The 12,793-nt window shown below is 42.0% G+C and carries 9 protein-coding genes; 5 read left to right on the plus strand and 4 right to left on the minus strand.

What is annotated here, in order from left to right; genetic code table 11:
- Positions 1 to 23: 23 nt before the first annotated feature.
- Together ESV85_RS19145 and ESV85_RS19150 are read right to left on the minus strand one after the other, a co-directional pair.
- Positions 24 to 902, minus strand: a complete 879-nt coding sequence (locus ESV85_RS19145) for a 3-hydroxyacyl-CoA dehydrogenase (RefSeq protein ID WP_146920480.1) — start codon at positions 900 to 902, stop codon at positions 24 to 26.
- Positions 903 to 953: 51 nt separating this feature from the next.
- Positions 954 to 1,721: an SDR family NAD(P)-dependent oxidoreductase gene (locus tag ESV85_RS19150; protein WP_146920482.1), complete on the minus strand. Its 768-nt coding sequence runs from the start codon at positions 1,719 to 1,721 to the stop codon at positions 954 to 956.
- Positions 1,722 to 1,839: 118 nt separating this feature from the next.
- Between ESV85_RS19150 and ESV85_RS19155 the strand changes: the two genes are divergently transcribed.
- From ESV85_RS19155 to fabF, 3 genes are all read left to right on the plus strand, one after another.
- A complete protein-coding gene (locus ESV85_RS19155; protein ID WP_146920484.1) occupies positions 1,840 to 2,820 on the plus strand; it encodes a zinc-dependent alcohol dehydrogenase family protein in 981 nt (326 codons plus the stop codon).
- A 73-nt stretch (positions 2,821 to 2,893) separates the two neighbouring features.
- Positions 2,894 to 3,316 (plus strand): hypothetical protein, encoded by a 423-nt coding sequence (locus ESV85_RS19160; protein ID WP_146920485.1) that lies wholly within the window; start codon positions 2,894 to 2,896, stop codon positions 3,314 to 3,316.
- A 165-nt stretch (positions 3,317 to 3,481) separates the two neighbouring features.
- On the plus strand, positions 3,482 to 4,735 hold the full coding sequence (gene fabF, locus ESV85_RS19165; protein ID WP_146920487.1) for a beta-ketoacyl-ACP synthase II: 1,254 nt from the start codon (positions 3,482 to 3,484) through the stop codon (positions 4,733 to 4,735).
- Between the two features lie 415 nt (positions 4,736 to 5,150).
- On the opposite strand, the gene trpS is transcribed toward fabF, so the two are convergent.
- Positions 5,151 to 6,125 (minus strand): tryptophan--tRNA ligase, encoded by a 975-nt coding sequence (trpS, locus tag ESV85_RS19170; RefSeq protein ID WP_146920489.1) that lies wholly within the window; start codon positions 6,123 to 6,125, stop codon positions 5,151 to 5,153.
- Between the two features lie 70 nt (positions 6,126 to 6,195).
- On the opposite strand from trpS, the gene ESV85_RS19175 reads away from it, so the two are divergent.
- Positions 6,196 to 7,290, plus strand: a complete 1,095-nt coding sequence (locus ESV85_RS19175) for a DUF1573 domain-containing protein (protein ID WP_146920491.1) — start codon at positions 6,196 to 6,198, stop codon at positions 7,288 to 7,290.
- A gap of 122 nt (positions 7,291 to 7,412) precedes the next feature.
- Positions 7,413 to 11,342 carry a T9SS type A sorting domain-containing protein gene (locus tag ESV85_RS19180; RefSeq protein ID WP_146920493.1) on the plus strand — a complete coding sequence of 1,310 codons (3,930 nt, stop codon included), beginning with the start codon at positions 7,413 to 7,415 and terminating at the stop codon, positions 11,340 to 11,342.
- 127 nt (positions 11,343 to 11,469) lie between these two features.
- Here ESV85_RS19180 and ESV85_RS19185 read toward each other — a convergent pair whose 3' ends face one another.
- Positions 11,470 to 12,525, minus strand: coding sequence for a serine hydrolase domain-containing protein (locus tag ESV85_RS19185; protein WP_146920495.1), 1,056 nt, complete (start codon positions 12,523 to 12,525; stop codon positions 11,470 to 11,472).
- Positions 12,526 to 12,793 lie beyond the last annotated feature (268 nt).

Here is a 12,793-nt window from a genome sequence, read left to right on the forward strand (position 1 = left end):
CTAATTAGTCTGTTTTGTTTAAATTATTTTAAGAAATCTCGGTTTTTATAGCTCGGATGGGGGTATTTATAAAAACCTTCCCCAGTTTTTTCTCCCAGCTTTCCTTGATCCACGTATGTTTTCAGAAAGTCTGCAAAAGCTCTGGATGCTGCATTTCTTTTAACACTTGTAATGCGCCATGCGGTATCGATTCCTACATTATCCAAAATCCCAAAGGGGCCAATAGGCATATTGAAGTTGATCATCCAAGACTTGTCTATAGCTTCGATTTCTGCTACTTCTCCAGTCACCAGTCTTCCCGCTGCATCTATTAGCGATACCAATAAGGTATTGAAAATATAACCCGAGTGCTCTTTTTTTACGAGAATCGGAATCTGTTTCAATTTCCTCCCCAAGTCCTCCAAAACAGCTATCAACTCTGGGTCGGTGTTAGGGTGCGGCATGATGTCTACGACTCTGGAATGAAAAACATCATGAAAATGAAAGGCGCAGAATTGCTTTGGTCTGCCACTATCTTCAGCTAGCATGGAAGGAAGCAGATAGGAGGTATTAGTCGTGAAAATGGTTTTGGTAGGAGCTATTTCGCCAAATTGCTTCCAGACGCTTTTTTTTATTTCTAGATCTTCGGTGACGCTTTCGCTGATTAGATCAGCATTTGCGACTGCGGCTTTAGGGTCAGGAGTGAAGGTAATTCTTTGTATAGCTTCTAATCCTTCACTTGCTGTAATTTCTTGAGATTTGATTAAATACTTTATGACCTTATTCATGGTAATCAATGAACTATCAAGGCTCTTTGGGTTAATATCATATACAGTGACTATAAAGCCTGAAAGTGCAGCTTGGAGTCCTATTCTAGAGCCGAGGTTGCCAGCGCCGAGGATGCAAATGTTAGCAATCTCCATAGTTAGGTGTTTCTGTATTCATTCATTAACTGCAATTTCATGACTGAAAGTTTAAATAGTAAAGCCACCATCTACTGTGAAGACGGATCCTGTGGTGTAAGATGCTGCCGGAGAAGCTAGGAACAAAGCCATTGCGCCGATTTCATCAGCTGTTCCTACGCGTTTGATGGATAGTTTTTTCATTACCATGCTCATTATTTTCTCGTTGGCCCACAGTGGTTCAGAGAATTTGGTTTCTATCAAACCTGGACAAATGACGTTGACCCGAATCATAGCTTCTCCCCATTCTTTGGCCAGAACCTTGGTCATCGATATCAAAGCCGCTTTGCTGACGCTGTAGATGCCCAGTCCGTGTTCTGGGGAAATGCCTCCAATAGAACTGATATTGATCACCGAAGCATCTGCAGATTTTCTGAGATGTGGCCAGCATAGCTTTGCTAGTTCAAATGGAGCCTTCAGATTAACATCCATGATTTTGTCAAAAGCCTCAGTGCTAGTTTCGTGAACTGGCCCAAATACAGGACTTGTGGCAGCATTATTCACCAAGATGTCCAGTTGGCCATATTTCTCAATGGTTTTCTCCACCAATTGTGAAAGTTCATCCATGTTCCCCACGTTGCAGGCTATTCCGATTGCTTCATAGCCTTTCGAGGTCAGTGTTCTGGCAGCTATGTCCAGCGCCTCCTGCTTGCGGCTACACAGTACAACTTTGGCGCCAGCCGCAGCAAAAATTTCGGCTATGCTTAAGCCGATTCCTTTACTGGCACCAGTAATCAGGGCGACTTTTCCTTCGAGGGAGAATAAAGAGGAGAGATCCATGAGCAGTTAGTTTTCTCCTTTCAAGTTAAAAAAAGATACCTAGTAAGCCTGAACGAATGCATATTATTCTTAGTTAAGAATCTATTAATTAATTGCCAAACTCAAATTTTAACTAACTATGATAGATGTAATTTTTGAAAAAACTGGAATGCCTGAGGATGTATTGCAGGTAAAAGAATCACCTGCTCCAGAGCCAAAATCGCATGAAGTTCAAATAGAAGTAAAAGCTAGAAATATCAATCCTTCCGACCTGCTGTTTATTCAGGGTAAGTATGGCATTCAGCCAAGTTTACCAAGTAGTGCGGGTTTTGAAGCTGCTGGAATAATAAGTAAGGGAGATGTGGATGGATTATTACCGGTAGGGACAAGGGTGATGTTTACGGCTCAGGGAACCAATATGGGGACTTGGCGAGAATATATCACGCTTCCAGCCAAACAGGTCATTCCAATGCCAGAAGGAATGTCATTTGAAGTGGCTTGTCAGGCTTTTGTCAATCCCGTGACTGCGGTGGCGATGGTGAATAAATCTGAATTGAAAGCCGGCGAATGGCTTTTACTTACCGCAGGAGCTTCTGCTTTTGGGAAATTTGCTATTCAAGTGGCAAAGTCCAAAGGCATTAAAGTAGCATGTACAGTTCGCCACGATGAGCAGAAAAGCTACCTAGCCAATATTGGAGCTGATTTAGTAGTGAATACTGAAAAAGAAGATCTGAAAAAGGTGATTACTGAAGTCGTGGGTGAAGGGGTATCTGTAGTATTTGATGCTGTGGGAGGCGAACTTGCAGCTAAAGCCTTGACCTGCCTTAAGCAGTTAGGTAAGATGTATTCCTTTGGTGTTTTGAGTGGTCAACCTATACCACTGAACACAGGATTGATGATTTTCAAAGAAATTACTATAGAAGGATTTTGGCTGAGTAGTATCTTAAAACGCATTAGCAATGAAGAAAGAGCTGAGCTTTATAAAGAAACACAGGCCTACTTAATGCATGAGGATTCTACCGCGGAAGTAGCTGAGAAGTTCCCACTTAATGAAGTAAAAGCTGCAATCGAAGCATATAATAAGCCAGGGAGAAATGGAAAAATCCTCTTAGTAAGTTAATTTCTTTGAAATAGTTCTTCATAAAAAAAGGGATTCCCCATCTTTGTACCTCAAATCAAAAATACAGAACGGAATGAATTGGGATACGCTGGATAAAGAGCTTACCGAAATAGTGAAAAAAAGAAATCAACTTGCTGCTATGAATTATAGCGACGAAAGTTATGATGATCTGGAAGAAGAGCTTCATGATTTGGAAGATGATTTCAACGAAAACTACGAGGATAGACTTGAAACTGAAATGGAGAAAATCCATGATAAACTTAAGTCTGACACAGATATCCTACTTCCTACAGCCTACATCGCTAATGTTTACAAGCCACTTCTTGCGGATGCTAATGGTATCGTAAGTTATGAAGTCGGTGGTCAGCAGGGAGTTCCTGTCGAATCAGAGCAATTTGATAAGCAGGATGTTCGCATCGTATTGATCCCGAATCCAGCTAGATTTGTGATGTTGATCAACGGCAAGCAGCTGAAGGATCTTTGGAGAAGTAGGTAAGTTTAGTAGAAAGACATAAGTATTAAGTAGTTAGAAAAGATTTAAGATGATAAATTTTAGAATCAAGAATCTAGATATTAGACATAATTAAATTGAAAAGACCTGGTGAATAGCCGGGTTTTTTCATGCGAAAAGGAATAATTTTCCCTGATGTATATTTAAACGATGAATTCAAAAAGAGTAGTAATTACGGGTTTGGGAGCATTATCTGCTCTTGGAAATGATGTGAAGAGCAACTGGGAAAATGCTAAGCAAGGCAAAAGCGGGGCTGGAGCAATTAGCTATTTTGACGCAGAAAAGTTCAAAACCCGATTTGCTTGCCAGATCTCAGACTTTGACGCGACACAAAGATTAGATCGAAACGAGATCAAAAGATCAGATTTATACACACAATATGCACTTTATACAGCAGCAGAAGCTATAGAAGATGCAGGTTTGGATGTTGCCAACTTGGATTCTCCTTTTGATGCTGGAGTGATCTGGGGCACAAGTCAAGGTGGAATGGGCACTTTTGAAAAGGAGATGAAGGAGTTTATCAGCAATGATCTTACCCCGAGATTCAGTCCCTTTTTCATTCCTAAGTATTTGGTGAATATGGCTTCCGGAGTGATTTCTATGAAGTTCGGATTTATGGGAATCAACTATACTTCTGTCACTGCCTGTGCTTCTTCCAACTCTGCGATCATGGATGCTTTCAACTATATCAGGTGGGGAAAAGCAAAAGTGATGATTACTGGTGGTTCGGATGCACCGATCACCGAAGCAGCCATGGGAGGATTCAATGCTTTGAAGGCACTTTCTACCAGAAATGAAAATCCTAAAGTTGCATCCCGACCTTTTGATGCCGAAAGAGATGGCTTCGTAATGGGCGAGGGAGCGGCAGCTTTGATTCTGGAAGAGTATGAGCATGCTAAAAAGCGTGGTGCCAAAATCTATGGAGAAGTCATAGGTGCAGCCATGACAGCAGATGCATATCATTTGACAGCTACACATCCGGAAGGAGCAGGAGCAATGCATTCTATGAAGTTTGCCTTGGAAGAAGCAGGCTTGACTATTCAGGATGTGGATTACTTAAATGCGCATGCCACATCTACTCCTACAGGTGATTTGAGTGAAATCAAAGCCATTTCGAAGTTACTGGATGGCAACTATGATAAGTTGCATATCTCGGCTACCAAATCCATGACAGGACATTTGCTAGGAGCTGCCGGAGCGATTGAAGCGATATTTTGCGTGAAAGCAATCAATGAAGGAATTGTTCCTCCAACCATAAATACTGAAAACCTGGATCCTGCGATTCCAGAAGGAATTCAGATTGTTACCAAGAATGCTTTAGAGAAAAAAGTGACCGTTGCCTTAAGTAATACTTTCGGCTTTGGCGGGCATAATGCTACTGTGGTTTTCAAGGAGTTTGTTTAGACCTTCTAACCTTTGAGGAGATCCCGAAGATCTATAGATTTCGGGATCTCCTCGAAGGTTTATTTTTTTTTACCGCCAAGTCGCGAAGGATGCGAAGAACTCCGCAAAGGATTAAGGGGTCTTTTATGATTGAGTGTCAGACTGATCGTGCCGTTGGCACAACTGTTAAGTTGCATGTTTTAATTCTCTTGCCAAAGGTAAGGTCTGTAAATGCCCAGAATGAAATTCTGGGTTAGTATGATCGGTGAGGTAGACAGAGTGCCAAAGGCACGATTAGTAATAGAAATGAAAATGGCTCCGTCAGATGTTGACGGAGCCATTTTCATACATAAGACACCAAACCTTGGAGGAGACCCTTCGACTTCGCTCAGGGTGACATTATGGAAGTGTTGAAACGTTGCGTCGCAAGGAGAACTTACTTAAACCCTAGCTTCACTCTTACTTTATCGAGTAATTCTGCTCCGACTGCCTTGGCTTTTTCTTCGCCGGCGGCAAGTTTCATCTCGATTTCAGCCGGATGGCTCATGTAGAAGTCAAATAACTCACGCTCTTTTCTGTACTTATCTAGGATCAACTGCATGAATTCTTTCTTTGCATGCCCATAGCCGTAATTCCCGCCTTCATAATTCCTTCGCATTTGTTTGGTCTGCTCTTCTGAAGCGATCAAACTGTATAGCTTAAAGGTATTATCAGTGTCTGGATCCTTAGGTTCTTCGAGTTCCTTACTGTCTGTGACTATTTTATTTATATTCTTCTTCAGCGCTTTTTCAGGAAGGAAAATATCAATGAAGTTATTGTAAGACTTGCTCATCTTCTGGCCGTCCGTACCTGGGATGGTTTTCACCACTTCATCGATTCTAGCCTCTGGAATTGTCAAGATGTCTTCACCCACAATTCTGTTGAAGGTGGAAGCGATATCACGTGCCATTTCCAAGTGTTGCATCTGATCTTTTCCGACAGGAACCAAATCTGCAGAATAAAGTAAAATGTCTGATGCCATCAATACTGGGTAGGTAAACAAACCCGCATTTACATCAGACAGCTTTTCTGCCTTGTCCTTGAAACTATGCGCATTGGCAAGCATAGGGAAAGGAGTGAAGCAGTTCAAATACCAATTCAATTCCGTGACTTCAGGTCTTCTGGACTGGCGGTAGAACGTAGTATTCTCTATGTCCAATCCGAAAGCCAGCCATGCAGCAGCCACAGCCAGTGTGTTTTGCTTTCTCAGTTCCCCATCCTTAGAAGTGGTGAGTGAGTGTAAGTCTGCAATAAAAATATAAGATTCTTCCTTGTTCTGTTTGATCAATTCAATAGCAGGGACGATCGCACCGAGGATATTCCCCAAGTGTGGTCTGCCGCTACTTTGAATGCCTGTAAGTACTCTTGCCATTGGTCTGATTTTGCTGCAAATTAAGTAAATCAGCCTATAATACGTTTGAAATTATGCGTTAATTGCGGGCATGATTAGAATTGAAAAGACCCTTTACACCTTCTTGTTTCTTTGTTTTTTCTCCCAACTTACACTGGCTCAAGAGACTATAACTCCAAAGTTGATCTGGGCAGTGAATAAGGTGGATTTGGGTACTGTTCTGGAAGAGCAGGGTCCACAGTTAGCAGAATTTCAGTTTACCCATACGCAGGATTCTCTGTTTTTCATCGAAACTGTTGTGACGGATTGTGGATGCACCACAGTAGAATACACTCAGGATACCTTGCAGGTAGGAGAAAGCGGGGTTTTGCAAGTGTCATTTGATCCTTCTTCAGGCGCTGGTTTGTTTTCTAGAATGATCATCGTGAAAGGCAATTTATTCGGCGTTCAGGATACGCTTTATATTGAAGGCAATGCTATTCCAAGAGCTGGGGATCCTGAGGGCACTTATAGAACACGTAAAGGTGATTTGGGTTTTCGACTTTCCAAGATTAATGTGGGTGAGGTGTTTACCAATCAACCAAAATTGAAGCAGGTGGAGGTTTACAATTTTGGCACAACCCCTTTTTACAAAGACAGCCTTCAGTTTACAGGACCGGAGTACATTCAGTTTAGTCAGCTTACGGATTCTATTATGCCAAATGACCGAGGATTACTTCAGGTTCTTTATGATGGAAAGATGAAAAATGATCTGGGGTATTTCGAGGATCAAGTTTCACTTAATTGGAAAGACAGCACCACTTTTATTCAGCTTGATGTACTGGCTGATGTTTTTGAATACTATGCACCTTTTGCCAAAGATGACTTGAATCTAGTGCCACAGCTAGTCATCGATCCAAAGGAGAAAGACTTGAAAACGATTAAAGCAAATGCTATTCAAGTAGTGAATGTGGTCTTGAACAATAGAGGTAAACAAGTGCTGGAAATCAAAAAAGTACAGGGGAATTGTGAATGCCTTAAACTTGAGTTACCGAAGACTTCCCTGGAAGCAGGAGAATCTATTCTGCTTAAGGTGGTTTTTGACCCTAAGGGAAGACAAGGAATTGATCAGCGGAACATTTACATATTCAGTAATGATCCATTAAATCCGGTGCAATTATTCCTGCTCAAAAGTAGGGTGGAATAGTTAGGGAAAGGGTGATTTTGATTTTTTGATATCTACCAAATAGCTTGATATTTTGTACCTTAGTGTCTGTAATGCGCATGCTTTTTCTTTAGCTGTGCTTTATTCACTTCAATTGTTTGATTATGAAAAAACATATACTGTTTGTAGTTGGGTTATTGATTTTTATAGTTTTCGCTTCCTTGAAAATCTCTGAAGTGAATCCGTTTAGGATCTATCCTTACCTACAAGTGTATGGGCAGGGGAAAATACAATTGACTTGGTTCAGTAGTTCGCAGACTGCGAGTTCTATCAAGCTCACTAATGCCAGTGGTTCGGTGATCTATGAAGGTGAAATTGTAGCCGAATCTGTACCTGAAATTTATTACACCACTCCAGAAAAAAATCAAGTTCTAGAAGGTTTGGAGCAGGGGAGCTGGCTCGGAAGTGATCAGGTGTTCCGGTATAGGTATCCAGTGGATTTACCTGCTGATACCAAAGTGAATTATGTGGTGACTCTGGGAGGAATAAATTATTCAGGTGATTTCACGATGCCTACTTCCAAAAGTAGCTGGGAGAAAATCAGATTTATAGCTTTGGCAGATTCTGAAACAGACCCGAGAGGAAGAGTGACAAACAGAGCATGGTATCCTGGAAATCCATTAATACGACCTATTACTACTGTTCCGGCACTTTGGAAGGAAAAGTTTGGTAGTACAGTAGAGCAAGGTTTAGAGCTTCCTAACTATTTATTGACGGAGGAAAAAGGATATACTGAAAACCTGAAGATTATAAACTCACGCGATCCTGACTTTATCATTATGCCAGGCGACTTAGTACAGGGCGCAGGATATCAGCCAGGTTGGGATGAGTTTTTTAGACAAAATGCAGGTGTAATAGGAACAGGTTTGTCCAGCTATGCAATCATTCCAGCATTGGGGAATTGGGAAGCATATGGAGGCATAAATGGCGGATATGGCACAAATGAGAAAGGTGATTTCGTTCCTGTTTTGGGGAGAAAGCGTTTCCACGCGTATTTTGAAACACCGACAGAAGATCCGCTACAAAAACATCGTCAGAGTTATTATCGCGTAGATTATGGTCCGGTGACTATTTTGACACTAGACTCCAGCAATGGTACTCCAGATCAGACGGCTGCCGATTTTGATGGACAACCAAAACTTACAGGAAAACAATATACCCTGCCGGGTACTGACACGCAGGAGAACTATACCCAAGCACAATACAATGCTGCTGGAGGAAATGATTTGAGCAGTTTTGGACCTGGAAGTGACCAATATATTTGGTTGGAAGAAAACCTGAAAAATGCCAGTGAAAATGGCCAGTTGATCTTTGTACAATACCACCACATTGCTTTTTCATCTGGTGAACATGGAGTGCCTCTGAATCATGAGCTTTCCATAGGTCAAGTCGGTACACCTATGCGTGTAATCAATCCAATGCTTGAGAAGTATGGTGTTATTGCGGTGTTCGCAGGACACGATGAGATATTTGAAAGAAGTTTTGTGGATGAGGATAGCGACGGTAAGGGCGTGATGTATTACGATGTAGGTGTGGCTGGTGATGGTCTTAGGGGGGAAAAGAGAGATTGGTTAGGCAACCCATTTAATACATTAGATTATAATCCTTACCGAAAATGGTCCGCAGACCAGAGTTCTTTGGAGCAGTGGGATACCTCCGGTGCCAATCCTGTGTTAATAGATGGTGGAAAGCATTACGGGCATTTGGAGGTGAATCTGGAAAAAAGCGTGGAAGGTGATCAGGAATTCGCTCTGATCAATTTCACTCCTGTTTATTCCTTTCCTGTTGTGGATCAAAATTATAATCTCCAGAAGGTAGAGCGTCGGGTGTATAAAGACGAGGTAAGTCTGAAAATACCTTTGAGGAAAACTGACGCAAAGCCTGTTGTAAAAGATCGGGTAGAGTTGGAGCTTAACAATGAAGGGAAAGTAACTTTAAAGCTAGAGCAGGTTTTCACCAATTGGCCGATAAGTTCTATATACACAGTTACCTTGAGTAAGTCAGAATTTTCCTGTGAAAATCTAGGTGCTCAAGTAGTCATCGTCACTATCAAAGATGATAAAGGGAATACTTGGGAGGAGAAAATTGAGGTAGTTGTTCAGGATAAAATAGCACCAGTGATTGAAACCAAGAATCTGGTAGTTGAACTTGATTTGACTATAGGGCAAAAGGAATTAATCCCGGAAGATTTTATTCAATCAATCACTGATAATTGTGCTGTTAAAGAGGTTACGCTTAACAAAACCAAAGTCACCTGTGAGGATGTTGGGAAAGAGATTGTAGTAGAACTTAGGGCTGTTGATTTCTCAGGCAATGTCACTGAAAAAAATGCCCTAGTAATTGTTAAAAGCTTTACTTCTAGCCCTGTGACTATCACAGGTTCGGAATCCATATGTGTTGGAACAAAGCAAACACTGACGTTGAAATCTGAAGCTGCTTTTGAAGTAGTAAGATGGAGAAAGAATGGAACGGAGATTTTAGGAGCAACAGGAAAAACCTTGGAAATAGAAGGAGCTGGAACTTACAAGGCGGTGATCAGATATGCTGGGGCTTGCTTATTTGAAACAGAAGAATTTATTGTTAAAGCGGCCAATTCTACTCCAATAACTATTGCTGGTTCAGAATCCATTTGTGGAGGTACTGCGCAAACTCTGACGCTAAAATCCGAAGCTGCTTTTGAAGTAGTAAAATGGAGAAGAAACGGAACTGAAATCGCTGGAGCTACAGGAAAAACCTTAGAAATCGAAGGTGCAGGAACCTATCAGGCTATTGTTAGAAATGCGGGTGGATGTCTAGTTGAAACAACAGATTTTATCGTAAAAGCCGCCAATGCCACTCCAGTTACCATCACAGGTTCGGAATCTATTTGCATTGGAGCAAAGCAAACGCTTACACTAAAGTCGGAAGCTTCATTTGATGTAGTGAAATGGAGAAAGAACGGAACTGAGATTATCGGAGCTACAGGAAATACCTTAGAAATCGAAAGTGCAGGAACCTATCAGGCTATAGTAAAGAATGCAGGTGGCTGTCTTGTTGAAACAGCTGATTTTATCGTAAAAGCCGCCAATGCCACTCCAGTTACCATCACAGGTTCGGAATCCATTTGTGTTGGAGCAAAGCAAACGCTTACACTAAAGTCGGAAGCTTCATTTGATGTAGTGAAATGGAGAAAGAACGGAACTGACATTAGCGGAGCAACCGGAAAAACCCTTGAAATTGAAAGTGCAGGGACCTATCAGGCTATTGTTAGAACTGCAGGTGGATGTCTTGTTGAAACAGCAAATTTCATTGTAAAAGAAAGCGCCACTGCAGCAGTTTCAATTAGTGGTCCTGCTTCTATCTGCGCCGGCGATAATCAGGTGTTGACATTGGCCTCGGAAGCTGATTTTGAAGTGGTAAGATGGAGAAGAAACGGAACTGAGATTACGGGAGCTACAGCGAAAACACTTGAAATAAAGGAGGGTGGAAGTTACCATGCTATTGTTCGATTAGCAGGTGGTTGCCTTGTTGAAACTGAGAAATTTGTTGTGGAATCAGCGGCTAAACCTAGTGGTGAGATCATAGTGGATGGAAATGTCCTGAAAGCCCCAGAAGGTAATTACACTTATCAATGGTTTAGAAATGGTGAAAAGCTAACAGGAGACACGAAGCAGAAACTGACTGTAAACCAGATGGGGGAATTTACCGTGGAGTTGACCAATGAGGCTGGCTGCACGACCCGACTAGCGGCGGTAACTATGACTATTTCAGGCATATTCAATCCAGGGATCTTAGTGTCAGAGGAACTGAAAATCTATCCAAATCCAGCTTCCACCCAAGTTGAAATCCAAGCCTTGGGAGATTTGCAATTTGCAGAGAATTCGATGAGGATTTATGATCAAAATGGCAAGGAAGTCAGTTCCAGTGTGGAGGTGATTCGTCAGAGTCCAAGTTCGGTTACCCTGGCTATTTCTCGATTAGCTGCAGGAACTTATGTGATTATGGTGGAAAGTCAGGATAGCAGAGTTTTCGTGGGGAAGTTGATTAAGCAGTAGGAATTGAAATAATCCAGATGAAAAAAAGGCTGTTTCTAAAGCCTTGCATTGTCAGACTGAGCACTTGAGAGACGAGAGTCTCGAAATCGAAAGGTCCTCGACTCCGCTCGGACTGACGCTGTGTTTCTTACTCCTCTCTATCACGCCTCACAATCTTCACGACACGGTTATAGATGATTTCTGCTAAGCCCCAGTCGTAGCCATCAAAGTTGGTGGTATTGTTAAATTGAATTACCACTGTGTCAATGTCTTTGTGGTACTTGGCGATACTCTGATAGCCTGGTAGCAGTCCTGTGTGCTCGTACACGTAAATGGAAGAATAGATTTCCTGTTCGCCTTCATTGAATACGGAACCATCGTTTAATGCCCGAAGGAATATGCCTACATCTTCTGCCGTAGCCACCATAGATCCGGCTGGGTTGATGAAATTATTATTCTTCATGTCCTCGTCATAACCCACGTAATACCCGCTCATTACGGCGTCTTTATCATCCACTTCACTTAGCAAACTGTAGGTATTGTTCAGCTTAAGTGGGATCAAAATCTCCTCCTTGATATATTGGTGATGGCTATATCCCAGCGTTTCATCAAGGATCTCGCCTATTAACAAGTAATTCGTGTTTGAATAACCATAGCTTTTATCAGGCGAAAAATCAGCAGGCTTATCCAGCACCAATTCAAGATTATCACTATTGGCTTGAGGTGGATCTTCCCAGTAGTTAGGTGTACGGGTAAAATCTGGAATCCCAGATCGATGCTGAACCAGCATTCTCAAGGTGATTTTATCCGCATTTTCTATTCTTCCTTCCAACTCAGGAAAAAACTCAGCGACTGTCCTGTCTAAAGACAAACGTCCTTCTTTGACCAGTTTAGCGACAGCCACAGCGACATATAACTTGCTAATACTGGCGATCTTAAATAAGGCTTGTGGATAGGCAGGTATTTTCTTCTCCCGATCATGCCAGCCTGCGGCATAAAACTCCGGCGGCTTCCCGCCTTGATCCACGTAAACAATCATTCCATCAAACCCATGTGAAATGCCTTCTTCCAACTGCTCCTGAACCGTATCCGGTAGGGGAGTAATCCAAGCCTTCACTAAAACCCAAGGAACAAAATACAACGAACCTATGCTTGCAAGAATAAATAGGATTCGGAGGGTTTGTTTGATTTTGGGGTTGGGCATAGTGTTTTGGAAGGATATGCTAACGTTCCTGGCTATGGCTAGTGCGGCATTCTGGAACCGAATCTTTCCTCGCCAAGAGGATGTTTATTTAAACTGCAAAATATCATTTTTTAGTTTCAAAGCCGCATTAGCTATAGCCGCTGTGTGTGCCTTGAATGGTGAATATAGACCAAAAAGATGGTCGTTCCAACGGGTGAAAGTCCCTTAAGCGCGGGAGTCGTTACCCGAAGCCAAGCAAGTGGCAAGGTGGTTTACCGCGAGGTATGCA

Origin of the sequence: Algoriphagus aquimarinus (assembly GCF_007997215.1) — a bacterium.
Taxonomy (GTDB): domain Bacteria; phylum Bacteroidota; class Bacteroidia; order Cytophagales; family Cyclobacteriaceae; genus Algoriphagus; species Algoriphagus aquimarinus_A.

What these genes read in the sequence shown, in the direction of transcription:
- ESV85_RS19145 (WP_146920480.1), bottom strand. Translation starts at nt 902, where the DNA reads ATGGAGATTGCTAACATTTGCATCCTCGGCGCTGGCAACCTCGGCTCT.
- ESV85_RS19150 (WP_146920482.1), bottom strand. Translation starts at nt 1,721, where the DNA reads ATGGATCTCTCCTCTTTATTCTCCCTCGAAGGAAAAGTCGCCCTGATT.
- ESV85_RS19155 (WP_146920484.1), top strand. Translation starts at nt 1,840, where the DNA reads ATGATAGATGTAATTTTTGAAAAAACTGGAATGCCTGAGGATGTATTG.
- ESV85_RS19160 (WP_146920485.1), top strand. Translation starts at nt 2,894, where the DNA reads ATGAATTGGGATACGCTGGATAAAGAGCTTACCGAAATAGTGAAAAAA.
- fabF (WP_146920487.1), top strand. Translation starts at nt 3,482, where the DNA reads ATGAATTCAAAAAGAGTAGTAATTACGGGTTTGGGAGCATTATCTGCT.
- trpS (WP_146920489.1), bottom strand. Translation starts at nt 6,125, where the DNA reads ATGGCAAGAGTACTTACAGGCATTCAAAGTAGCGGCAGACCACACTTG.
- ESV85_RS19175 (WP_146920491.1), top strand. Translation starts at nt 6,196, where the DNA reads ATGATTAGAATTGAAAAGACCCTTTACACCTTCTTGTTTCTTTGTTTT.
- ESV85_RS19180 (WP_146920493.1), top strand. Translation starts at nt 7,413, where the DNA reads ATGAAAAAACATATACTGTTTGTAGTTGGGTTATTGATTTTTATAGTT.
- ESV85_RS19185 (WP_146920495.1), bottom strand. Translation starts at nt 12,525, where the DNA reads ATGCCCAACCCCAAAATCAAACAAACCCTCCGAATCCTATTTATTCTT.